The sequence below is a fragment of the Paenarthrobacter sp. NPDC056912 genome (assembly GCF_042786555.1).
Classification (GTDB): domain Bacteria; phylum Actinomycetota; class Actinomycetes; order Actinomycetales; family Micrococcaceae; genus Arthrobacter.
Window position 1 is genome coordinate 1 of sequence record NZ_JBHUCD010000024.1, and the last position, 23,849, is coordinate 23,849.

Here is a 23,849-nt window from a genome sequence, read left to right on the forward strand (position 1 = left end):
GCTCTGCGCGCCATTCCGGTCCGGAAGCGCGCAGAGCAGGCCCCGCAACGCGCGTACTAACCTGCTTCGGTGATCCGGAACGTCAGGGTCCGGGCCTCCGGACGCAGGGCGTAGTCCGGCCACACGTCCGGTCCGCATGCCCTGGAGCCAAGACCGTGCTGGGCGGCGTCGAGGTACAGGAAACTGCCTCGGCTTGTAGGCAACTCATGCGGGTGCGCAGCCTCGGAAATCTCCTGGGCAGTGTGCCGGGTAAGCGTGAAGCCCGGCAAACGGCCACGGGAGTCAGGGATGGCGTCCAACTGCAACCAAGGAGTGCCGGAGTTCTGCAGGTCCAGTGACCGTACAGCGCTGCGGTGACCCGATTCCTGCGGCTTGGCGTAGGGCACAGCGAGTTCGTCAATACCTGACGAGTACCGTCCCACGAGCGTCGCGTGCATGCTGTCCGGGTAGGACTCCCGGGGCCCGGTGCCGAACCACGAGGCGCCGTCCACGGATGCGGGCAGGTCAAAGCGAACCCCGACGCGCGGCCAAATGATGTCCCAGCCAGAGCTCGGTGCGATGTCCAGGCGAAGGAACAGCTCACCGCCGGCAAGCTGCCAGTCTTCCTCTACCGTCACCCAATGTGCTTGGTCAGCCGCTGCATATCTCGTTCGTACTGCCACCCCGGTTTCGTGCGAAGAGACCTTTTCCACCCTGGCCGTCAGCCGGTCCAAACCAGCGGCCCGCCACACGGTTTCCATGGCGGGAGCAGGAACGCCGTCGCCGTTGTTGAGCCACGGATCAGCGAGGTCGTAGCTGCCGCGCCCCGCACCGCGATCGTTATCCGTGGGGGCTCTCCACAACTCCAGGCGAGGGCCGGATACCGGGAGCCCGGACAGCGAAACCAAACGACCGTCCTCAAATCGGGCAGGGCCGAGCGAAACAGTTCCCTCCAGGACGTCGGCCGCACGGTTTGCCGACGCCGGAGGGCGCGGGGGGGCGCTCAGCCGCGGACGTGTATCCGCCAGTTCCCATTGCGCGGCGGAGATTGCGTGGCCGGCCTCGGCCCAGGCGGTGTCCTTTCGGAGGACGGCCTCAACGATGAGCCAGTACTCGCCCGATGCCACGTGCACGAACTCCGGCAACGCGATCCGCGTCGTATCGCCAGCGGTGAGGGGCGTTCCCTCTGATGTGACAACGTCGAGTTCGCCGGAAGCGTTCGCCACGCCATCTACCTCAGTGCGCCAGCGCAGCACAACATCTGACACATCCGCCGTATGCCGCAGGTTGGCGACCGAGACGAAGCGGCGCGTACCGCCGTCGAGCGTTTCCGTGCTGAAGCCCAAGCGCACCGGGGCGACAATCTGCTTGTACTCGAAGAGCCCCGGGCTGGGCGTGGAGTCGGACAGGACCATGCCGTCCATCACGAAGTTGGCGTCGTGAACTACCTCGCCGAAGTCACCGCCGTAGGCGAAGAACTCCGTGCCATCGGCCGTGGTGGTGCGGATGCCGTGGTCCCGCCATTCCCAAACGAACCCGCCGTGCAGCCGCGGGTAGCGATCCACCAGGTCCTCGTATTGGTCGATCGCGCCCGGACCATTGCCCATGGCGTGGACGTACTCGCACAGGATAAACGGCTTGCTGCGCTGCCGGGCGGACTCCGCGGCGGAGCAGCCCAGCAGGAGCGAACCGGACTCGTCGCGGCCGATCGCCTCGGTTTCCGGCACGGAGGAGTACATCCGCGAATACACGTCCGTGTAGGCGCCGGTGTAGTCGCCCTCGTAGTGGACCGGTCGGCCGCCGTCCCGGGCATGCGCCCAAGCGGACATTGCTGCCAGGTTGGAGCCCGTGCCGGACTCATTCCCGAGGGACCACATGATGATGGACGCGTGGTTCTTGTCGCGTTCCACCGTGCGCTCCATGCGGTCCACGTAGGCCTCACGCCAGGCGGGATCGTCGCTGGGGTTGCCCACCCAGCCAAGCCGTTCGAAGCCGTGAGTTTCCAAGTCGCACTCCAGGATTACCCAGAAGCCCATCTCGTCCGCGAGGTCCAGCAGGCGCGGGTGCGGCGGGTAGTGGCTCGTGCGGATCGCGTTGACGTTGAACTGCTTCATCAGGGCAAGATCCGCCCGGGCGAAGTCCTCGTCAAAGACGCGGCCCCGGTCCGGGTGCGTCTCATGCCGGTTCACGCCATGGAACACCACGCGCCGGCCGTTCACCAGGAACTGGTCGCCGATGATCTCTACCGTGCGGAAGCCGAGCCGCAGCGAAATGGTCTCGCCTTCGCTGGCCACCGTTGCGTTGTACAGGCGCGGAACCTCTGCGGACCAAGGCTCGACGGCGGTGATCGCCACCGGGGCGACGTCGGCCGGGGAGTTCCACACGACGTCGACGTCCAATTCTGGGACCGACAGGCGAACAGGGTAGGCGGACCAATCTGCTGTGATCTCAGGGTCGATGACGCCGGAGCCGGCCGCGTAGGACGTCCGCAACCAGACGTCGTCGATGCCCTTAGTGGGGCGTGCCTGCAGCGTGACATCGCGGAAAATTCCCGGCATCCACCACTGGTCCTGGTCTTCGATGTAGCTGGAGGCTGACCACTGGTGAACCCGGACAGCCAGCACGTTGCTTCCGGGACGCAAGGCCTCGCTCACGTCGAATTCCTGGGCCAGGCGGCTGCCCGTGCCCACGCCGATCTCGGTTCCGTTGAGCCACACCTTGTACCGGGATTCGACGCCGTCAAAGCGCAGCACGATCCTCCCCGAGTCGCTCCAGGTGTGCGGTACCTCGAACGTTCGGCGGTAGTCACCGGTAGGGTTCTCGTCCGGGACGTGGGGTGCATCCGTGGGGAAAGGAAACTGGACGTTCGTGTAGATGGGGCGCCCGTAGCGGCCGTCTGCCTCCAGGACCCAGTGCGCTGGAACCGGGATCTGGTCCCAGCCGGAATCGTCCAGGGATTCGTGGGCGACTCCCTCTGCGGCCTCACCGGCGGGAAGTACGCCGCGTCCGCCCGGCGTACCCGGTGCGCCGGCAAGAAGGCGGAAACTCCACTGCCCATTCAGTGAAAGCGTGGGAGCGTCGGTGTGCAGCCAGGAACGTGCGGGGATCCGCTTGCCCGAGCCCGGGCCGCGGTCCGTGATGTAGCTGGCGTCCAGTGACGTGGTCATTACTTAACGGCTCCTTCTGTCAGTCCACCGCGCCAGAAGCGCTGCAGGACAATCATGGCGATGCTGAGCGGAATGATGGAGAGCAGCACTCCGCCCGTGGTCAGTTCATAGAATTCGGGCAGGCGGTCCACCTGGCTGAGCCAGTTGTTCAGGCCCAGCGTGATGGGGTAGAGCTCGGAATCGGAGAGCATGACCAGCGGCAGGAAGTAGTTGTTCCAGATACCCACCAGTTGGAACAGGAACACGGTGACCAGTGCCGGGGTCAGAACCTTGAGCCCGATGGTGTGGAAGATGCGGAGTTCCCCGGCGCCGTCGATCCTGGCGGCCTCGATCAGCGAGGTATCCACGGTGGCCTGCGCGTAGATCCTGCACAGGAACAGTCCGAACGGCGAGACCAGTGAAGGCAGCAGCACGCTCCAATACGTGTTGGCCAATCCCATCTGGCTGAACAGCAGGAACAGCGGGAGCGCCGTAGCTGTTCCCGGAACCAGCACCCCGCCCAGGATGGTACCGAACACGAGGTTGCGTCCCTTGAACTCGTACTTGGCCAGGGCGTAGCCGCCCGCTGCGGCGAAGTACGTGGCCAGGAGCGCGCCGACGCCGGCGTAGATGGCCGAGTTCAGGAACCAGCGGCCAAAGATCCCGTTGTCGTAACTGAGCACCCTCGCGAGATTGTCGCCCAGGGAGATTGTTTCAGCGAACCAGAAGCCATTGGTGGAAAAGAGGTCTGCCGTGGACTTTGTGGAGGCAACCAACACCCAATACACAGGAATCAGGAAGTAAAGGGCCACCACCACCAAAAGTCCGGTGACGATGATTGTCGACCTCCGCCGTCGTCCTGCTGATCGGTTCGCACGTGCGGGAGGCTTGCTGGTTCTGGAAGTGATGTTCGACGTCGATGTGGTGGCTGTTGCGGTCATGATGACTTCCTGTTCGTGAATGCGAGGAAGGCGAACGAAAGGGCGAAAGCGGCCACTGCGATGATGACCGACTGGGCTGCGGCGACGTTGTAGTCGTTATAGGCGAAGGCAGTGGTGTAGGCGCTGAGGTTGGGCGTGTACTGGCTGTCGATGGCCGGAGCCACCGTCTTGAGGACCTGCGCTTCAGCGAACAACTGCAAGGTGCCGATGATGGAAAACACCGTGGTCAGCACCAAGGCAGGCCGGATCAGCGGGAGCTGGATGCTCCGGGCTACGCGCCATGTTGAGGCTCCATCCACTGTGGCTGCCTCATAAAGTTCCACCGGGATGGCTTTGAGCTGCGCCACGATGATCAGCATGTTGTAGCCCGTGTAGCTCCACGTGACGATGTTCGCGATGGACCACAGCACGCTGTTGGCGCCCAGGAAATCAGGGGTCAATCCAACAATCTTTGCAACATCGATCAGGGGGCTGAGTCCGGGCACGTAAAGGAAGGACCACAGGATGGTGGCGATAACACCGGGTACCCCGTAGGGCATGAAGTAGGCAGCGCGGAAGAAGCCTGGCCACTTGGCCGAGGCCGATTCCAGCATGAGCGCCAACACCGTACACAGGACGATCATCACTGGCACCTGGACGACGCCGAACAGCAGCATCCGGCCGATCGACGCCACGAAACTGCCGTCTGCCAGGGCCTGCGCGTAATTGCTGAATCCGGCGAATTCGCTGGTTACCCCCGCCTCGCCGAAGAGTCCGCTCCGGGTCACTTTCGTGAAGCTGGACATGATGGCTACAAGGATGGGCAGGAGGAAGGTCAGCACAAAAAGTGCCAGGAAAGGGGCCAGCAAGAGCCACGGTGCCCGGGCAGCGGCGCCTGTCCGCTTGCTGCGCCGGGCCGCCGTTGCGGGGCGCTGTGCCGTGGGGGCTTGGCGGGTAGTGGTCATGCCGTTTCCTTCCGAATGCTGAGGCCCTTGTTCTTGAAGACGGTGATGATCTGCTGCTCCGAAGCCACCACGGAATCCACCAAGGTGGTGCCAAAGGCCTTCTTGCGGAAACCGTCGCTAAGGATGTTGAAGGACTGCTGCGTCACGGGCCACCACGACCAATCGGTGTTTTGCTGCTGCGTTGCAGGTACGAAGACTTCCTCGTTGTATCGCTGCCCGCCGAAGAACGCTGATGCTTTTTGCCGTTCCGAGCCGATGAAATCCGGGTTGGGGGACCAGCCGATGCCGCTGTTCTTGATCTCGGCGTCGATTCCCTCTTTGGACGTGGTCAGCCAGATGGCGAACTCCAAGGCCTCCTTGGGGTGCTTGCTGTTGGCGAGCACCGCGGCCGTGGACCCGCCAAGATACGTGGATCCGTGTCCCGTGCTGCCCCACGTGGGCATCGGCGCCACACGCCACTTGCCCTCGGATCCGCTGACCCCCTGGATCAGGGCATCACCCCAACTGCCGGTGATGGTGGAGGCCACTCCGCCCTTGGCGGCCGCGGCGAACCAGCCCGGCGAGAAGGCGCCGTACGCGGTGGTGACGAGGTCGTCGTCGATCGCTTTGTCGAAGAAGCGCGCGGTGTTGAGCGTGGCGTCGTCGGTCATGTTGATGACCCAGCCGTCTTCCTCGGGCCGGAGCCACGCGGCGCCGGCTTGGGCGGCGAATGAGGCGAAGGGGGAGGCATCGCTGATGGGGAAGCAATCAAGGTACGTGTCCTGGGTACGCAGCTCACGTCCGAGGTCAGCCCACTCGTCCCAGGTTGTCGGGGTGCCTCCGCCCACCTTGTCCAGGATGCCCGGTTGATAGAACATGCCCATCGGGCCGGAGTCCTGCGGAATTCCATAAACACCACCTGCGTAACTGACCTGCTTCCACAAGGTGGGGTCGTAGAGATGGGCGTGGTGGTTGGCGCCGTAGCGGGAAACGTCCACCAAGCCGTTGACCAACAGGAATTCAGGGATGGACCGCAGTTCCACTTGGGCAAGGTCCGGTCCGCCACCGGCTGCGAGGGCCGAGTAGAGCTTCTGGTATCCGCCGGCATTGCCGCCAGGAATCCAGACGGCCTCCACTTGGATGTTTGGGTTGGCGGCATTCCAAATGTCGGCCACGTTCTGGAAATCCTTGAGCCACGCCCAGTACGTGAGCTTCACTGGCCCACCAGCAGCAGGAATGGTGGGCGCAGCATTGACGGACTGTGTTCCGGGAGTTGCGCAGCCGGTCAGCAGGCCCATGGCCGCTGTGCCGAGGCCTGCGCCCAGGAGTTGTCTTCGCGTGAATCGGGTCATGTGCCTTCACCTCTATGTGTCAGGTTGACGAGCCCCGACGCTGGGGAACGTGGGTCCACGGCGCCGGGGTGTGACCACGGTAACAGAAAATTCGAGTAAGTACTCGAATTTTGGAAATGAGCTGAACGACGCATGTACACTGACTTGCCATGACCACAAAGGACGTGGGCCGCGCAGCGCGGCGGGGCCCGTACGCGAAATCCGGAGAACGGCGGCAGTCCATCCTCGACGCTGCCCACGCGGTGTTTGCCGCCCGCGGCTACCGTGGGGGGTCGCTGCAGGAAGTGGCGGATCGTGTGGGAATGAGCCAGACCAGCCTGCTCCACTACTTCCCGTCAAAGAGCGATCTCCTCATGGCCGTGCTGAGACGCCGCGACGAAATCACCAGTGGCTCCTTTCCTGACGACATGGAAGAGGGCCTGGTTGACTCGGTGATCCGGACGGCCGTCTTCAACGAGGACATTCCCGGAGTGATCGAGCTGTACACCGTCTTGTGTGCAGAGTCAGTCACCGACGGGCACCCCGGCCGCGCCTACTTCACTGACCGGTTCGAGCGCCTGCGCGCCAGCTACGGGCGGCGGTTCGCGGAGTTGGCAGCTGTTGGCAGGCTCCGCCCGGGCGTGGATCCGGACGAAGCAGCGATGTCCCTCGTTGCCCTGTGGGACGGGCTTCAGACGCAATGGCTGCTGGCCCCCGACGACGTGGATGTTGCCGAGCGGCTTCGCGGCTACTTCAAACTGGTAGTCCTGCCCGAAGCCTGACCCAACCCAACTCCTGACCCAACCTACTTGGGTTGGCTAGCCCTTGGGTGAGCTAGCCGCGGAACGCCCCGATGCCCGTGATGTGCTGGCCCAGGATCAGTGTGTGGACCTCGTCCGTGCCCTCGTACGTCCGCACGGATTCGAGGTTATTGGCATGGCGCAGGGGTGAGTAGTCCAGTGTGACGCCATTGCCGCCCAGGATGGTGCGGGCTTCCCTGGCGATCTTGATGGCTTCGCGAACGTTGTTCAGCTTCCCCAGGGAAATCTGTTGGGGCTGGAGGTGGCCGGCGTCCTTCAAACGGCCCAGATGGAGGGCCAGCATGGTGCCCTTCTGGATTTCCACCAACATGTTCACCAGTTTTTCCTGGGTCAGCTGGTAACCAGCCAGCGGGCGGCCGAACTGGAGGCGTGCGCCCGCATAGTCGAGGGCGGCTTCGTACGAGTCACGCGCAGCACCCATGGCACCCCACGCGATGCCGTAACGGGCTTCATTGAGGCAGGAGAACGGGCCACGAAGTCCCATGGCACCCGGGAGGATTGCCTCCGGACCCAGCCTCACGGCGTCGAACGTCACATCACACTGAACTGAGGCGCGCATGGAGAGCTTCGGCTCGATGGGCGTCGCGGTCACCCCGGATGTTCCCGCCGGGACGAGGAACCCGCGGATACCCTCATCAGTGTTGGCCCAGACCACCATGACGTCGGCGATCGAGGCCAGGCCGATCCAGCGTTTGGCGCCTTCCAGGGTCCAGCCGTCGCTGGTTTCCCTGGCGAAGGTGGTCATGGACGACGGGTCCGAACCCGCCGTCGGCTCGGTCAAGGCAAAGCAGCCGATCAGTTCGCCGGCCGCCATCCGCGGCAGCCATTGCTCCTTTTGTGCCTCCGAACCCCACTTATGAATGGCCGTCATGGCGAGCGAACCCTGCACCGAGACGAAGGTCCGGATACCGGAATCGCCGGCTTCCAGTTCCATGGCCGCCAGACCATATTCGACGGCGGTGCGGCCGGGACAGCCATAACCCTCAAGGTGCATTCCCAACACACCGAGCTCACCCAGTTCCGGCGCAATCTCGCGTGGGAAAACGGCGTCCTCGTACCAGCGGGCGATGTTCGGGCGGATCCGCTGGGCAGTGTAGTCGCGGACCTTTTCGCGGAGGGCCAGCTCGTCCGGGGACAGCAGGGAATCGAGGGCAAGGACGTCGGAGGTGTTCGTCGTTGAATCGCTCATTCCAGCATCCTAGGTCTACTGACCCGGTTGCCGGGACCCTGCGCACCAGTGGCCATGCGGGCCCCTTCAGTAGTATGGGGGAGGGGGTCGCACACTTCCCCCGCAGCATGAAAGCGAATTTGGGGGATACGGAATGGCACTGCCTGACGTCGATTTACGGGCCAAGGCGGATGCAGCAGCACCGCGGAAGGCCGCTACGCGAGCTGCTTCAGCGCTACGCTGGCTGCCGCTGGCAGTGCTGGTTGTTCCGGTGTGGATCATGCTCGCGGACTGGGGCAAGCAGGGCCTGGACTTCAGTGTGTACTGGTTTGGCGGGAGCATCCTGAACCAGGCGGGCACGGCTCCCTCGGACCTCTACGGACCCAGCGTTGCCTCTGCCGGCGGACCTCAACTTCCTTTCACCTATCCGCCGTTCGCTGCCCTTGTCTTCGGGCTCCTGGCCCGGCTGCCGCAGCCCGTAGCGCTCATGGCCTTCAACCTTGCCGGGGTGGTCCTTGCCGCTTGGGTTGCGGTGACGATCGTGAGGTATTGGCGATCAAAGTCCAACTGGCGCAGCGCACTGTCCTCCGCCACTAGCTGTTGGATCGCGGCTGCACTGTTCCTCGCGGTCCTGTTCCTGGGTCCTTGGCGCGAAACGCTGGCGTTCGGGCAGATCAACATCCTGCTCATGGGGTTGATGGTCGTTGACCTGCTGGGCGGATTATCCAAGCGCCGTGGCTTCCGGGGCAGCGGCTTCCTGGTGGGCGTTGCTGCCGGGATCAAACTGACGCCGCTGGTGTTTGGCCTCTACTTCCTCATGCGCAAGGATTGGCGCGGGCTGTTGATCATGTCGATTGGCTTCGCCGGCACCGTGCTGCTTGGCTGGTTGCTGCGTCCCGCCGAATCCCTGCAGTTCTGGTTGGAGATCCTCCCGGACACGTCCAGGATCGGCGGCGCCGGCTACGTAGACAACCTTTCCCTCAAGGGCGCCCTGCTGCACTTCGGTGTTCCCCAGGATTCCGTCACGCTGCCGTGGATTGTGCTCAGCGCGGCCACCGTGCTCTTGGCTGCCTTCCTGATCCGGGCGGCCAGCGCCCAGGGTGCCCGCGTCATAGCGATCTCGACGACGGCCCTCACCATGCTGCTCATCAGCCCGGTTTCGTGGTCGCATCACTGGGTGTGGATGGCCGTGGTCCTTCCGGCGTTCGCTTGGACCATCAAGGAAACCCCGGGCCGGTACAAGGCCCAGCGAATTGCCATGGGTGCTGTCCTGGCCGTGTCCACGGTCGTGTTCTTCTATTCGCCCAAGACCATCGGCACCACGCTGGGTGCCGCGGACCTGAACGTCCAGACTCCGGGGCTGTGGATCATGGCCTCCAGCGCAGGCGTGTTCTGCGCCGTGGCGATCCTGGTGTGCTGGTTGGTGGCCCTCCGACGCGATGCCATCCAAGCTGACGACGTCCCTTCCCGTCTGCGTCAGTGGAAGCGCTAGGAAGCCGCGCTACTGGCCGCGAACCAGCCCTGCCTCCACTCGCTCACCGGTGAAGTAGCCGCGGGTGGATGGTGCGAAACGGCACACGATGGCCAGCACCACGCCCAGTGCCAGCAGCAGCACGCCGCTGACGAACGCCCCGCCGATGCCGAAGATCTGCGTATCCCCGTAGGCCGGGTCCCACATTTGGACAGCTGAGATGAAGAAGGCCACCGTCAAGGACACGGCGCCGAGGAACGGCAGGATTCCCCGGAACCAGAGATTGCGGGCGGATTCGCGCAGTGTTGAGCGGAAGAACCAGACGCAGGAGAAACCGGTCAGGGCATAGTAGAACGCAATGAACAGGCTGATCGCGCTGATGGAATCGGCCAACAGGTTTTCGCTGAGGAAGCTCATGGCCACGTAGTACACCACTGCCACTGCACCCATGACCTGGGTGGAGAAGCCGGGCGTCTGGAAGCGTTCGTGAACCTTGGCAAAACGCGGTGGCAGTGCGCCGTGAACACCCATGGACAACGTTCCGCGGGCAGTGGGCAGGATGGTGGTTTGGGTGGAAGACAAGACGGATGCCAGGACGGCCACAATGATCAGCCAGCCCCAAGGTCCCAGCACAACGTCTTTCATGGCCAGGAACACGTCATCCTGGTTGGCCTCATTGCCCAAGCCGATGCCGTCGGTTCCGATGGTGGCGTACATCATCACCAGCAGCGCGACGGAAACATAGATGGCCACCAGGACAGAGGCCGAGATCACTGCACCGCGTCCGGGGGTCTTGGCCGGGTTCTCGGTTTCCTCGTTGAGCGCCAGGCACGTGTCCCAGCCCCAGTAGATGAACAGTGCCAGCAGCACGCCATGGACAACGGCGCTGGGGTCAGCGAAGGCGCCGGCGGGGTTGAACCACTCAAAGTCGAAAGCCTGGCCCTCGGGCGCTCCGCCGGCGATCCTGAAGATCATCGCCACGGCAAAGATGCCTAGGGAGATGTACTGGATGTAAGTCAGGGTGCGCTGAACGTGTTCGCCCAGCCTGATGCCGCGGTTGTTCACGTACGTCATGAACACGATGAACAGCACACCCGTGGCCGTCACCAGCCACTTGTTATCGGCCAGGGAACCGTCGCCGACCAGCAGCCAAAGATACTTGCCGGCCACTTGGGCCAGGTTGGCCAGGACCACGATGCCGGCCAGCGCCACGCCCCAACCGCCGAGCCAACCGGCCCACGGCCCGAACGCTTTCCGCGCCCACACAAAGGTGGTGCCACAGTCCGGCATGGCGCTGTTGAGCTCGCGGAACGCATACGCGATGAACAGCACGGGGATGAAGCCCAGGATCAGGATCAGGGGAGTGTAGTTGCCGTTCACGGCAACAATGAGTCCCAGCGTGGCCGCCAGCGAGTACACCGGTGCGGTGGATGCCAGGCCCAGCATGACGGAGTCGCCCAGGTCCAGGATCCCGGCGTGGAGGCCCTTGGAAGGTACGACGGCGGCACGGTCGCCGCCCGTTGAGCCGCCACCCGGCGTCGAGGTTTCAGTGCTCATAGTGCGGCTCCGTAGGAAGTAGCAGGGGGCGCGACAGGCGCCGGGGCGTCGATGGTGTTGGGGACAAAGCGGCAGAAGTAGTCCGTGATGGGGCCGTCCGATTCGCGGATGCCGCAGCCCACGGACTCCCCGTCCACCACCCAAAGGCCCAGGACAGGATGGTTTCCGTCGAAGTCGGGGAGGGAGTGGTATTGCTGGAAGCACCAGCCCTCCCGGCCATATCCGCCGGGTTGCTGCATTTCGATGCCGGGGGCGTGGATACGGATGTTGTCGCCTTCGCGTCCGTGCAGCGGCTTGGCCACCCATTCCTTGAGGGGGCCGGGATCGCCAAGGTAGGCGGGGAGCAGGTTCTCGTGGCCGGGGTAGAGGTGCCACAGCGCAGCCAGCAGGGCTTTGTTGGAGAGCAGCATCTTCCAAGCCGGCTCAACCCAACGGGGATTGTGGGCGCGCTGCAGGAGGCGTTGGCCAAACGGCTCCTTCATCATGAGTTCCCACGGGTACAGCTTGAACATGGTGCTGATCATGAAGTTGTCCATGTCCACGAACCTGTTCAGGTTCGGATCCCAGCCAATGTCGGACATATTGATGCCGATGGTGGTCCAGCCGCCCTGGCTTGCAACGTCGCGCATGTAGGCGGCCGTCATCCAGTCCTCGCCGGATTCCTCCGCCTCGGAATGGGCCACGTGCAGGGTGCTCATGCCGGTGCGGAACTGCAGTTTCTTCCACTGCCGGATCAGCGCTTCATGGATGCCGTTCCACTGGTCCTTTTCCGGGAAAACGTCCTGCAACCAGAACCACTGCGCCACCGAGGCTTCGATCAGCCCGGTGGGAGTGTCGGCGTTGTATTCGAGCATCTTGGCCGGCCCGCCCTTGCCGTCATAGATGAAGTCGAAGCGGCCGTAGATATCCATGTCCGCAGCCAGGAGTGACTCGCCGGCAAGTTGCAGCGCCTGCTGCCCGATGCCGATATCGCCCATGGCCCCCGTGGCCAAGTACTTGGCAGCCTCCAAGCACATGATGTGCATGTCCTCGGCGGTCTTCTCGAGGGTTTCCACCTCATCAACCGTAAATTCGTAGTAGGCCGATTCGTTCCAGTATTCGATTTTGCGGCCATCTGGCATGGTGGTGGTGGAGAATACCAGGCCCTGTTCTTCGATCTTTTGTTTCCAGTCCGGCCTGGGCGCGGAGCGCAGTCGACGCACGCCTAGCCTCCCGAGCTTCCGCCGCTTTTTGAGCTGCTGCCAAATCCGCCGCGGCTCACAGTGCCGCCCTTGGTGCTGTAGCCGGTAGCGGCCTTGGCCCCTGCCGGAACGGTGGCAGTGTAAGCCGGGTAGGCGCTTCGGTTCTGCCCCACGGCAGGCACACTGGCGCCCCGCGAGTAGAAGTACCAGGCGTAGATGGCCGAGCTGCGGCCGGCCGAACTGCTGTTATCGCACTGCGTGTCGTCCACGCGCTCGCCGGTTTCGTCGTTGAAGCACACCTGCGCGTAGTCAGCCTCTTGTTCGTTGCTGGCCACGATCGCGGTAATGGTTCCGGCCAGCAGGGCGGTGACGCCGAGACCCACGACGACGGTGCGTCGCTGCGAGCGCTTCTTCTTACGTGCCGCCTGCGCCGAGTCGCGTTCGCGCTCCTTGGCGAAGGGATCGATAATGGGCAGCGGACCGCCGGTTGCGCCCTTGCCCCGATCTTCCGCGCCGTTACCGATTCCCCCTGTGCCGGCGTTGCTCAGCTCGGGGTGGAGTTCAGGCTGTGGGACCTGCCAAGGCGGGGGTTTGGGCGGGTTTTTGCCCGCGTTCAAGTGCTCATTGTTGCCCGTGCCGCTGCCGTTGTTGCCGGCCGCGTCGGGGCTGTCTTTCGGTCCCATGCGTATCCCCCTGGATAGACCGTGTGGAGTGTCCGGCGCCACGCCGGAGCAGAATGCTGAGAGCAAGCCTAGTCCTTGAGCGCCGCCCCGGCACTGGTGACAGGACCGTGTGGGGAGAACTGCCCATGGTGCCAACCATGGAAGGATGAAGCCATGGCGGCACCTTTGGCACATGGCAACGGCGACGACGGCGGGCTGTTGCGGCTTCCGCCGGTCCGCGGGATTGGCCGGAGCCGGGTGGTGACGGGACTGGTCCTGGCGCTTTTGTTGCCGCCCGTCGTCGAAATTCTGGCCACGGTCCTTGGCTTCCGCAACTTCGCCATGATCATGCTGCTCCAACTGGCGGTGGCGGTGGCTGTAGCGGCGATCGGCGGACTGTGGCCTGCGGTGGTGGCCGCCGTGTTGGGCAGCTTCCTCCTGAACTACTTCTCCGCGGATCCAGTGGGTTCGTTGTCCATCGCCGACCCCACCACCTTGTTCACGCTGGTGGTTTTCCTTGCGGTGGCTTGCGGTGTGGCGCTCGCAGTTGGTCTGGCAAGCCGGCGTGCGCAGGAGGCGGCGCGGTCCGGAGCGGAGGCTACGGCGCTCAGCGAGCTGGCCCTGCGGATCCTGAGCTCGGACGGCAGCCTGGAGTCATTCCTTGAGAAGGTCCGCGGCAACTTGGGCATGGACGCGGTGACCCTGTTGGGCTCCCCGGCGCCGGCGACAAATCCCGGCTATCTGGCGGCATCCGAGTGGCAGGTCCTGGCGAGCGCCGGCCCCAATCCGCCGGTGACGCACGCGGCCGCGGACCATGCCGCCGTCGTCGATCCCCATTACACGCTGTTGTTGCGTGGCGGGCCGCTGTCCCCGCAGCACCAGCGGTTGTTGGCGGCGTTCGGGGCGTTCGTGGTGGCGGTGCGGGAACGGCAGCAGTTGGTGAAGAGCCGGCGGGACAACTTGCGGTTGTCCGAGGGCAACAAGATGAGGACATCCATCCTGCGTGCCGTATCGCATGATCTCCGGACGCCGTTGGCGGGCATCAAGCTGGCCGTCAGCAGCCTGCGTCAGGAGGAGGTGAGTTTCCCTCCGGAGGTGGAGAGCGAATTGCTGGAGACCATTGAGGACTACGCCGACAGGCTGGACCACCTGGTGGATAACCTTTTGGACATGTCCCGGCTCACCGCGGATGCTGTTAATCCTTTGCTGGCGGGCATTGCGTGGGCTGACGTGTTGCCAGACGCCCTCCGGGGAGTTTCCCGTGACAAGCTGCGCAACGAACTGCCGCCCAACCTGCCCCTGGTGCAGGCCGATGCCGGCATGTTGGAGCGGGTTGTGGCAAATATCGTGGAGAACGCGGCGAAGTACGCCCCGGACTCGGATGTGGTCCTGACGGCGCGTGCGGGTGCCGGAATCACTCTGGGCGATCGGCCCGCCAGCGAGCTGCGCATCGTGGACCATGGCAGGGGAATGGCGCATGAGGAGGTCCTGGACATGTTCCAGCCGTTCCAACGTTTCGGTGACTCTCCCACGTCAAGCGCCGGCGGCGGGATCGGGTTGGGGCTCGCCGTGGCCAAGGGGTTCAGTGAGGCCATGGGCGGCAGGCTGGCGGCTGAGCCGACGCCGGGCGGTGGCTTGACCATGGTGGTCACCCTTCCGTTGTGGACCGGTCACGGAGGTGATCTGCAATGACGCTGGTGCTGATCGTGGAGGACGAAGCCCGGATTGCCCGGGCCATGCAGGTCACCCTTCAGGCGCACGGATACCAGGCCCTCACGGTAGGCAACGGAGCCGACGCCTTGAATGCGGCCGCCAAGCAACCGGTGAACATTGTGGTCCTGGACCTTGGGCTGCCTGACATGGACGGTGTGGAGATCATCCGCCGCATCCGCGGCTGGTCCAGCATGCCCATCATCGTGCTGTCCGCCAGGCACGCGTCGGAGGACAAGGTGGAAGCGCTCGACGCCGGTGCGGACGATTACGTGACCAAGCCGTTCGGTTTGGATGAGCTGCTTGCCCGGCTTCGGGTCGCCTCGCGGCGGGTCGTCACTGACCACGAGGAACCTACCTTGGCTACGGCTGACTTCATGGTGGACCTGGCGGGCAAGAAGATCGTTAAAGACGGATCGGAAGTCCGGTTGACGCCCACTGAGTGGAACATCCTGGAACTGCTGGTGCGGAACAAAGGGAAGCTCGTGAGCCAGCAGCAGATCCTGACGCAGGTCTGGGGGCAGGCCTATGCGAAGGAGACACAGTACCTGCGGGTCTACATCGCCCAACTGCGGCGGAAGCTGGAGCGCGATCCGGCCGAGCCCCGGCACCTGCACACCGAGGCGGGGATGGGCTACAGGTTCGATCCGTAGGGCTCCAGCCGCCGTCGTGGCTAAGTCCCCAGTGCCGTACCGCCGCCACCAACTTTCGATCGAGAAAGCCAAGCCCATGCCCGTATGACGGCGCGTCGCGGGGTGTTCCCGCTCAAAGTGGGTCGTGGCGGGACGCCGATAGCGTGCACCGCAAGCCACCGGGCACCTGTGCACCTCCACTCGTGGCACCGACCGTCAGAGAGCAACTGAGAGAGCGTTCGGCTGAAGGGGCGGTTTGGTGAGAGAGCGTTTGGGGGTGTGGCTTCCGTAGACTGTTGTCCATGAACACCGCATCCCTCATTGCCGTCTGCCGTGTCCACGGGTTGCTGCCCGACCCCGAAGGAAGCGTGGGGGTCACAGCGATCGACAAACGTCCCGTCGAGGGCCCTGTCAAGGTTCACAAACTCGGGATCCACGGCGATGTGCAGGCGAGCCGCCTCCATCACGGGGGAGAAGACCAGGCGCTGTACGCGTACTCGCAGACGGATGCCGACTTCTGGTCCGAGGAGCTGCAGCGGGACCTGCCGGCAGGAATCTTCGGCGAGAACCTGCGCGTGGCCGGGATCGACGCAACGGGGGCGGTCATCGGGGAGCGCTGGAAGATCGGCTTGGACGTGGAACTTGAGGTGACGTCTCCGCGGACTCCGTGCGCGACGTTCCAACGGGTGCTGGGGGAGCCGCAGTGGGTGAAGCGGTTCACGCAGGCTGGACGCGTTGGCACCTACCTGAGGGTGATCAAGACAGGCTCCATCTCCGCAGGGGACCACATCCACCGCACGTTCGTCCCCAAACACGGCGTTACCGTGGGCCAGTGGTTCAGTGAGCCGACGCTGGAGCTGGTCCAGGTCCTGTTGGATGCCGAGGCCGATGGAGAGATCCGATTGCAAGAGGACTACCGCCCGGTCTTCGAGAAAGTGCTGCGGCGGCACGGGTTCCAGGACGCCTGAAACCGCGCCCGTGGACAGGTGTGAACAAGCTCACCCGCCCGCGATGGGGCCTGAAGTCGCGGTGAGGGTGCCCCGTAGCTTACACTTGAAATATCCCCCACTCCGGAAATCCCTTTATCCTGCCCAATTCTTGAGGCAGGACTGGTAAGTGTTGGGGCCCGCAAATGTGTGCGGGCATTTTCATAGGGAGAGCCGGCTAAAGAAAACGCTGTACAGACTGCTGGGATAGCAGCCAAGAGATGCAGCGGGAAGTCCTGCCATGGGATTGCGATAGCGCCGGACTTCTTGCGAAAGCAGGGCACCTTTTTCCCTGTCTCTTCGCGACGAGTACTGCGGCCAGCCCAACCGGGCCGCGCCGACTGCCCTATGGATGAGGAATTTCCCCCTATGACCGAAAATCTCAACGAAAACTTCGACGCACAGACCGCCGAGTCTGCTGAAGCAGCCCCGATTGCATCGGCCCCGATTGCATCAGCCCCGTTTGCATCAGCAGAGACCAGCGCACCCGCCGAAGCAGAAGCACCGGCTGCTGCCGCTGCCCCCGTCGAGACTGCTGCAGCTGAGACTGCAGCCCCCGCCTTCACCGAAGCTCCTGCCCCCAAGGCAGAAGAAGAGGAAGAAGAAGGCGTGCGCTTCGTCGATCTTGGCATCGACGGCCGCGTTCTGGCCGCCCTGCAGGATGTCGGCTACGAAAAGCCGTCTCCCATCCAGGCAGCCACCATTCCGCTGCTCCTTGAAGGCCGCGACGTCGTCGGCCTGGCACAGACCGGTACCGGCAAGACCGCAGCATTCGCTGTTCCGGCCCTGTCCCGCCTGGCTGAACTGCACGACCTCAACGGCCCGTCCCGCAAGACCCAGGCACTGGTCCTGGCTCCGACGCGTGAACTGGCCCTCCAGGTCGCCGAGGCGTTCACCTCCTACGCCAAGCACATCGATGACTTCACTGTCCTCCCGGTGTACGGCGGCTCGGCCTACGGCCCGCAGCTCGCCGGCCTTCGCCGTGGTGCACAGGTTGTTGTGGGTACCCCCGGCCGTGTGATCGACCACATCGCCAAGGGTTCACTGGACCTCTCCGAGCTCCAGTACCTGGTACTGGACGAAGCTGACGAAATGCTGCGCATGGGCTTTGCCGATGACGTTGAGCAGATCTTCCAGCAGACGCCGGAAACCCGGCAGGTTGCGCTGTTCTCGGCCACCATGCCGGGCCAGATCCGCCGCATGTCCAAGCAGTACCTGAACAACCCTGCTGAAATCTCGGTGAAGTCCAAGACCACCACCGGTGCCAACACCAAGCAGCGGTACCTCCAGGTCATGGGCCCGCACAAGCTCGACGCCCTGACCCGCATCCTCGAGGTTGAAGAGTTCGACGGCGTTATCGCCTTCGTGCGGACCAAGATGGCTACCGAGGACCTCGCCGACAAGCTGAAGTCCCGCGGCTTCCAGGCTGCCGCCATCAACGGCGACATCCCGCAGCAGCAGCGCGAACGCACTGTCGACGCACTCAAGGAAGGCCGCATCGACATCCTCGTGGCCACCGACGTCGCTGCTCGTGGTCTTGACGTTGAGCGCATCAGCCACGTCATCAACTACGACATTCCCCACGACACCGAGTCCTACGTGCACCGCATTGGCCGTACCGGCCGTGCAGGCCGCAGCGGTGACGCGATCCTGTTCATGACGCCGCGTGAGAAGTACTTGCTGCGTTCCATCGAAAAGGCCACGCGCCAGCCGGTGGAGCAGATGCACCTCCCGACCGCAGAGACCGTCAACACGCTGCGCCTGGGCAAGTTTGCCGAGCGCATCACCGAGACCCTCGCGTCCGAGGATGTTGCGGCGTTCCGCGACCTCATCTCCTCCTACGAGGAAGAGCACAACGTTCCGGCTTCGGAGATCGCTGCAGCTCTGGCCGTCATGGCACAGGGCGGACAGCCTTTGCTGGTCAAGGAACTGCCTGCAGCTCCTGAGTACCAGAAGCGTGAGCGCTCCAAGGACGGCTTCGGTTCCCGTGGCCCGACCCGTGCACTCACCGAGGGCAACGCTACCTACCGGATCGCCGTCGGACGCCGTCAGCGCGTCATGCCGGGCTCCATCGTTGGCGCCATTGCCAACGAAGGTGGCATTTCATCCGCACAGATCGGTGGCATCGACATCCGCTCGGACCACTCCCTGGTGGAGCTTCCGGCAGATCTGAGCCCCGAGCAGTTGCGGGCACTGTCCCGCACCCGCATCGGTGGCGAGCTGATCCACCTTGAGCTGGACAACGGACGCAAGCCCAGCGGCGACCGTGGCAGCTACTCCGGTGGCGGACGTGGCGGCTACGGCGACCGCGAAAACCGTGGCGGTGGAAACTTCAAGGGCACCGGTGGCTTCAAGAAGGAGTTCCGCAAGCCTGAAGGCGAGCGTTCCTCTGCAGACCGTGGCGGCCGCTCCTACAGCGACCGTTCCGAGCGCACCGCAGGCAGCTTCGGCGATCGTGACCGCGGCCAGGCCAGTGGCTCCCGCTTCGGTGGACACGGCGACGGCGCCCGCAAGCCCCGCAGCGGCGGCGAAGGCGGACACCGCGATTTCAACCGCAAGGGCAAGTGGTAAACACTAAGTAATTCCCGCAAGGGGCCGGCTTTCCAGCCGGCCCCTTGCGGCGTTTAACGGGGTTACGTGGGGCTGCGTCCGGCCGTACCATCAAGGTGCCGGCTAAGTGGCCGCAAGCAGAACGTAGGAGGGTGCTCCATGGGTTTGCTCGACAACTTGAAGAAGAACCTTGGATTCGGTGAAAAGGATCACGGCGACAAGGGACATGGCGATACACCGCCCGGTGACCAAGGGCAGGCTGCAGTAGACCAGACTGCCGCAGCCCAGGCCGTGGAGGACGCTTCCGCCGTCGAGGTTTCCGCTTCGGATACGTCTGCCGCTGAGGCCGCGGCGGCTCAGGCTGCTGCCCGGCAGGAGGCGGCGGACGTCGCCGTGGCGCAGGAAGCCCAGCAGGCGGCGCCGGACGCGGCCGGGGTCCAAGAGCCCCTTGCTGCCCCGGCAGCCGCCTCTGAGGCCCCTCCCGCAGCTGCGGAGCCGGCACAGGCAGCGCCGAGGGTCACGGAGGTGGTGGTGGAGCCTGGGGACACCATGGGCGGGATCGCCGCGCAGTTCGCTGTGGACCTCGGAGCCTTGATCGCCACCAACGCCGATACCGTGCCCAACCCGGACCTGATCTACCCCGGACAAGTGCTCCGCCTACCCTGATTTCGGCCGCATCTAGATCAGGAAAACGGCGTCTTCGCAAATTGTGTCGGCGCCGTTTTTCCGCGTTTTTCCGCCGATTTGTAGCTTCTGAAAACGTCCGGTAGAGTATTTACTCGTTGCCCCCCTAGCTCAGTGGTAGAGCGCGTTCTTGGTAAGAACGAGGTCACCGGATCGATTCCGGTGGGGGGCTCTGAATGAGGGCCTGTGTCAAGGCGGTTTTGACCGGCTTGGCACAGGTTTTTCTCATTCGTGGCGGTGTAGCTCAGTTGGTTAGAGCGCACGACTCATAATCGTGAGGTCGGGAGATCGAGCCTCCCCACCGCTACAGAGCAAGACCCCGCAGAATCGCCTGCGGGGTCTTTTTTCGTTTCATGGGACTGGTTCGTGGGACAGAATGGGTCCATGAGCCGAATCGCAATCATTGGCGGCCACGGCAAAGTGGCCCTGCATCTGTCCCGCATTCTCAGTGACGAAGGTCACGACGTCACGTCTTTCGTTCGAAATCCCGATCATGTGACAGATGTCACGGCAACCGGCGCAGTTCCTGAGGTTCTTGACGTTGAGAATTCGACGACGGCGGAACTCGCCCAGGCGCTGACGGGCCACGACGCCGTGGTCTGGTCGGCTGGCGCCGGCGGAGGCGATCTTGCAAGGACGTATGCCGTGGACCGGGATGCAGCCATCCGTTCCATGGACGCCGCAGAAGCAGCTGGGGTCAAGCGATACGTCATGGTGTCCTATCTCGGCGCCGCAGCGGACCATGGTGTACCGGAGGACAACCCCTTTTTCGCCTACGCGGAGGCCAAAGCCGCGGCCGATGACTACCTGCGGGGCAAGGGCCTGGACTGGACCGTCCTGGGGCCAGGGGCCCTCACGGACGAACCCGCAACCGGACAGATCGAAACGGATCCAGCCAACCCCGGAGACGGTACCCGCACCTCCCGGGCCAACGTCGCATTGGTCACTGCGGCCGTCCTGGAATTGCCGGAGACCATCCACCGCACCATCACGTTCAAGGATGGAACCGAGGACGTGGTGGACGCCCTCACCGCCGGGTAAGCGCCGGTAGGGCGCCAGTTCACCCCGCCCGGGGAGATCGCGGCCCCGGGATATTGTTGGTTAGGAAATTTTGCGGTTTGGTCTGCGAAAGAGCCGTCTAACATCTGGGGAAGCAGGAACATGGATCAGCTGGCGCTCATTATCGGGCTACTGCTTGCAACAGTGGTGGCCGTGGGTTTGGGGGACCGGCTTCGGCTTCCCTATCCGGTGTTGATGCTCCTGCTGGCTGTTGCCTTGACCTTCATTCCCGGCTTCCCCGAATTCGAGATCTCGCCGGAACTGATCCTTCCGATCTTCCTGCCGCCGCTGCTCTTCGCTACTGCCCAGAAGAGTTCCTGGGCTGTTTTCCGTGTGCGGTGGCGAACACTGCTCCTGATGGCAGTTGCCTTGGTGGTGGTGTCCACTGCCGTGGTGGCCGGTGCTGCCTGGCTCATGATTCCCGGGATCGGGATTCCTGCCGCCATCGCCTTGGGCGCCATGGTGGCCCCGCCGGACCCGGTGGCCGTCGAATCGGTGGCTGGACGTGTCCACATGTCCCGCCGGCTCATCACCGTCCTGCAGAGTGAAGGACTGTTCAACGACGCCGCGGCAATTGTGATCTTCCAGGCCGCCGTGGCCGCAACGGTCTCCGGCCGTGAGGTGGGCCCGGACATCATCCTCCAGTTCGTCGTTGGTGCAACGTTGGCTGTGCTGATCGGCATTGCGATGGGTTGGCTGACCAAGGTCATCACAAAGCTCGTGACCTCCATGGTTGCGCGCAGCGCAGTCACCCTGGTGGTTCCCTTCGCCGCCTACATCCTCGCGGAGGAGTTGCACGCTTCGGGTGTGGTGGCCGTGGTGGTGACGGCCTTGGAACTGCAACGCCATGCCCGCCCGCAGGATGCCGCGGAACGGGTCACCAGGACGGCGTTCTGGGACGTGGTGGAACTGCTTGCCACGGGACTCGCCTTTGGCTTGGTAGGACTGGAAATCCGCCACGTTATCCGGGATGAAGGTACGGCCATCTTCGGAATGATCGGCATGGCCGTGGTGATCTGCATCCTGGTGTTCGTGGTGCGCTATCTCTGGCTGGGCCTGTTGGCGTTGACCGCCCGGCGGCGGAGGAACCTCCTGCAACCTACGTCCCCCAAGGAAGTGCTGATCCTGACGTGGTGCGGCATGCGCGGGCTGGCCACCTTGGCGCTTGCCTTGGCACTCCCGCTGACCTTGCCCGACGGCAGTGATTTCCCCGCGCGGCACGAGATCCTGGTCATTGCCTGTGCTGTCCTGCTGGCCACTTTGGTCCTGCCCGGGCTCACGCTGCCGTGGCTGATGCGCGTCCTCAATGCAACGGAGGACGGCACCCATGAACAGGACGCCGCCCGCGTCCTGGCAAAGCGCGCGCAGTCGGCTGCCGTGGCCGCGTTGAAGGACCACGACCTCATGAAGGAACTTCCCTCCGAGAAGGTGGCGATGGTCAAAGAGAAGATGCGCCGCCTGCATGCGGAGCTGTTGGATGGCACCCTTCAGAACGAAACCACCGCCGAGAAGCGTAAACGCGGGCGGGAACTGTCCATTGCCGTCCAGACGATCGCCCTCGATGCGGCCCGCCAGGAAGTGGTGGCAGCTCGCAATGAGCCAGGCACAGATCCGGAAGTCGCTGACCGCGTCCTGCGGCAACTGGACCTGCGCACCATGTCGGTGCCGGACTAGATCCACCCGGGACGAGGTCCAGCCCGGACAAGGAAGGGCCGCCGGGCTAGCCGGTGGCGGGCACCAGCTCAAGGTCCAGCGAGTGCGCCTCCACGTAGTCCAAGGCGCACCGCACGGCGCCGATGGTCACCGCAGCATCACCCAAGGGTGATGCTGTGAGCTGCGGGGGAGTGGCCGTGTGCGCCGGAATCTTCTCTGCGATCGCATCGATCATTCCTGCCACTGAATGTGCCACGGCCCCGCCAATAACCACGAGTTCCGGGTTGTAGATGGTGGCTACCGTTGCCACGATGCGCGCGAGCCGTTCGGCCAGTCGTTCCAACATTTCAACCGCGACGACGTCTCCCGCTGCAGCTGCCTCGAACACCTGTTCGGCGCTCACCGCCTGGGTCGTTGCGGCCTCGTTCAATGATGATTCCACGCCGAGGCTTAACTGCTCTTCGGCCCACAGTCGGACCAGCGCGGCCACTCCGTGGGTGTCGCCCACGCCCTCCACCAGGTTCAGGTACGCCATTTCTCCTGCGGCACCATGGCGGCCGTGGAGGAGGCGCCCGTTTTCCACCAGTCCGGCACCGAGCCGCTCGCCGGCCAGCAGCACCACCAGGTCGTCCACCCCGACGGCCGAACCCCGCCAACGCTCACCGAGCGCCGCCAGGTTCGCGTCATTTTCGAGTAGTACCGCCCAGCCGTGGAGGTTGTGGAGGGCTGTGCGGAGTCCGACGTCGAACTGGCGCCAGAACTGCTGGCTCGCGAGGATCTTTCCGGTGCGGTCCACGGGCGCGGCGACGCCTACAGTTGCCGCCAACACCCTCGACGGCGATGCTCCCGCCGAGTCCAGCGCCAGCAATGCAGTGCGGTTGATGGTGTTGATGCGTTCTTCGGCGGAGATTCCCATGTCCCGAAACGGCTCGCTGGCGCGGCTGACGGTGGTGCCGCGGAGGTCGGCGACCACCACGGTGACCTTCAGTGCGCCGACGTCCACGCCCAGGACGAACCCTGCGGTCTCGGCAAGGGCGAACCTCCGGGCGGGCCGGCCTTTCTGGTACATGCCTTGGTCGCGTGGGGCCACGATTTCGCGGATCCACCCACGCTTCATGAGGTCCTCGCAGACAGCCAACGCCGTGGCGCGTGTCAGCCCGGTGGCGTCCATGAGCTCGGTGACGGTAACGACGTCGGACACGCGCATGACACCCAGGACCGCGGCAGCGTTCACCCGCCGGAGCAGCTGCGGTGTGGCTGCTGAAACTTCTGCCATGGACTGTTGACCTCTTTCTGCCCGCACCAGATAATACTGGAGGAGCTTTATTTAGAATCTAAATCAAATCCAGACGAAAAGGAATCATCTTGTCCTCCACCCCCCTGGCAAACCTCACC

General features: G+C 64.2%; 18 protein-coding genes and 2 tRNA genes. 11 read left to right on the forward strand and 9 right to left on the reverse strand.

The window, feature by feature from the left end:
- Positions 1-56: 56 nt before the first annotated feature.
- From ACFRJ9_RS20720 to ACFRJ9_RS20735, 4 genes are read right to left on the reverse strand one after another with little or no spacing between them, the layout of a single operon-like run.
- Entirely contained in the window at positions 57-3,146 is a 3,090-nt protein-coding gene (locus ACFRJ9_RS20720) for a glycoside hydrolase family 2 TIM barrel-domain containing protein (RefSeq protein ID WP_377671940.1), read from the reverse strand.
- A complete protein-coding gene (locus tag ACFRJ9_RS20725) occupies positions 3,146-4,066 on the reverse strand; it encodes a carbohydrate ABC transporter permease (RefSeq protein ID WP_377671942.1) in 921 nt (306 codons plus the stop codon). Before ACFRJ9_RS20725 ends, ACFRJ9_RS20720 begins: the two co-directional genes overlap by 1 nt.
- Positions 4,063-5,010, reverse strand: coding sequence for a carbohydrate ABC transporter permease (locus tag ACFRJ9_RS20730; protein WP_377671944.1), 948 nt, complete (start codon positions 5,008-5,010; stop codon positions 4,063-4,065). Before ACFRJ9_RS20730 ends, ACFRJ9_RS20725 begins: the two co-directional genes overlap by 4 nt.
- Positions 5,007-6,341, reverse strand: coding sequence for an extracellular solute-binding protein (locus ACFRJ9_RS20735; protein ID WP_377671946.1), 1,335 nt, complete (start codon positions 6,339-6,341; stop codon positions 5,007-5,009). The genes ACFRJ9_RS20730 and ACFRJ9_RS20735 overlap by 4 nt, the downstream gene beginning before the upstream one ends.
- Before the next feature lie 149 nt (positions 6,342-6,490).
- Here ACFRJ9_RS20735 and ACFRJ9_RS20740 point away from each other — a divergent pair, with 149 nt between their 5' ends.
- Positions 6,491-7,102, forward strand: a complete 612-nt coding sequence (locus tag ACFRJ9_RS20740) for a TetR/AcrR family transcriptional regulator (protein ID WP_377671949.1) — start codon at positions 6,491-6,493, stop codon at positions 7,100-7,102.
- 52 nt (positions 7,103-7,154) lie between these two features.
- Here the strand turns inward: ACFRJ9_RS20740 and ACFRJ9_RS20745 are convergent, their stop codons facing one another.
- Positions 7,155-8,330 carry an acyl-CoA dehydrogenase family protein gene (locus ACFRJ9_RS20745; RefSeq protein ID WP_377671952.1) on the reverse strand — a complete coding sequence of 392 codons (1,176 nt, stop codon included), beginning with the start codon at positions 8,328-8,330 and terminating at the stop codon, positions 7,155-7,157.
- 133 nt (positions 8,331-8,463) lie between these two features.
- On the opposite strand from ACFRJ9_RS20745, the gene ACFRJ9_RS20750 reads away from it, so the two are divergent.
- Positions 8,464-9,801: a glycosyltransferase 87 family protein gene (locus tag ACFRJ9_RS20750; RefSeq protein ID WP_377671955.1), complete on the forward strand. Its 1,338-nt coding sequence runs from the start codon at positions 8,464-8,466 to the stop codon at positions 9,799-9,801.
- Positions 9,802-9,810: 9 nt separating this feature from the next.
- Here ACFRJ9_RS20750 and ACFRJ9_RS20755 read toward each other — a convergent pair whose 3' ends face one another.
- The 3 genes from ACFRJ9_RS20755 to ACFRJ9_RS20765 are packed head-to-tail and all read right to left on the reverse strand — an operon-like array spanning position 9,811 to position 13,201.
- Positions 9,811-11,337 (reverse strand): APC family permease, encoded by a 1,527-nt coding sequence (locus ACFRJ9_RS20755; RefSeq protein ID WP_377671957.1) that lies wholly within the window; start codon positions 11,335-11,337, stop codon positions 9,811-9,813.
- On the reverse strand, positions 11,334-12,539 hold the full coding sequence (locus ACFRJ9_RS20760; protein WP_377671960.1) for a glutathionylspermidine synthase family protein: 1,206 nt from the start codon (positions 12,537-12,539) through the stop codon (positions 11,334-11,336). The genes ACFRJ9_RS20755 and ACFRJ9_RS20760 overlap by 4 nt, the downstream gene beginning before the upstream one ends.
- A gap of 2 nt (positions 12,540-12,541) precedes the next feature.
- Positions 12,542-13,201 (reverse strand): Tat pathway signal protein, encoded by a 660-nt coding sequence (locus ACFRJ9_RS20765; protein WP_377671963.1) that lies wholly within the window; start codon positions 13,199-13,201, stop codon positions 12,542-12,544.
- 153 nt (positions 13,202-13,354) lie between these two features.
- Here ACFRJ9_RS20765 and ACFRJ9_RS20770 point away from each other — a divergent pair, with 153 nt between their 5' ends.
- The 9 genes from ACFRJ9_RS20770 to ACFRJ9_RS20810 all read left to right on the forward strand — a co-directional run bounded on the left by ACFRJ9_RS20770 (position 13,355) and on the right by ACFRJ9_RS20810 (position 22,475).
- Positions 13,355-14,872 (forward strand): ATP-binding protein, encoded by a 1,518-nt coding sequence (locus tag ACFRJ9_RS20770; protein WP_377671965.1) that lies wholly within the window; start codon positions 13,355-13,357, stop codon positions 14,870-14,872.
- On the forward strand, positions 14,869-15,543 hold the full coding sequence (locus ACFRJ9_RS20775; protein WP_377671968.1) for a response regulator: 675 nt from the start codon (positions 14,869-14,871) through the stop codon (positions 15,541-15,543). The genes ACFRJ9_RS20770 and ACFRJ9_RS20775 overlap by 4 nt, the downstream gene beginning before the upstream one ends.
- Before the next feature lie 281 nt (positions 15,544-15,824).
- A complete protein-coding gene (locus tag ACFRJ9_RS20780; protein ID WP_377671970.1) occupies positions 15,825-16,490 on the forward strand; it encodes an MOSC domain-containing protein in 666 nt (221 codons plus the stop codon).
- A 387-nt stretch (positions 16,491-16,877) separates the two neighbouring features.
- Positions 16,878-19,079, forward strand: a complete 2,202-nt coding sequence (locus ACFRJ9_RS20785) for a DEAD/DEAH box helicase (RefSeq protein ID WP_377671972.1) — start codon at positions 16,878-16,880, stop codon at positions 19,077-19,079.
- A gap of 138 nt (positions 19,080-19,217) precedes the next feature.
- Positions 19,218-19,724 (forward strand): LysM peptidoglycan-binding domain-containing protein, encoded by a 507-nt coding sequence (locus ACFRJ9_RS20790; protein WP_377671974.1) that lies wholly within the window; start codon positions 19,218-19,220, stop codon positions 19,722-19,724.
- 118 nt (positions 19,725-19,842) lie between these two features.
- Positions 19,843-19,914: transfer RNA gene (locus tag ACFRJ9_RS20795), tRNA-Thr, on the forward strand.
- 61 nt (positions 19,915-19,975) lie between these two features.
- Positions 19,976-20,049: transfer RNA gene (locus ACFRJ9_RS20800), tRNA-Met, on the forward strand.
- Between the two features lie 77 nt (positions 20,050-20,126).
- Positions 20,127-20,783, forward strand: coding sequence for an NAD(P)-dependent oxidoreductase (locus ACFRJ9_RS20805; protein WP_377671977.1), 657 nt, complete (start codon positions 20,127-20,129; stop codon positions 20,781-20,783).
- A gap of 120 nt (positions 20,784-20,903) precedes the next feature.
- A complete protein-coding gene (locus ACFRJ9_RS20810; RefSeq protein ID WP_377671980.1) occupies positions 20,904-22,475 on the forward strand; it encodes a Na+/H+ antiporter in 1,572 nt (523 codons plus the stop codon).
- Positions 22,476-22,521: 46 nt separating this feature from the next.
- On the opposite strand, the gene ACFRJ9_RS20815 is transcribed toward ACFRJ9_RS20810, so the two are convergent.
- Positions 22,522-23,730: an ROK family transcriptional regulator gene (locus ACFRJ9_RS20815; protein ID WP_377671982.1), complete on the reverse strand. Its 1,209-nt coding sequence runs from the start codon at positions 23,728-23,730 to the stop codon at positions 22,522-22,524.
- Between the last annotated feature and the right edge of the window lie 119 nt (positions 23,731-23,849).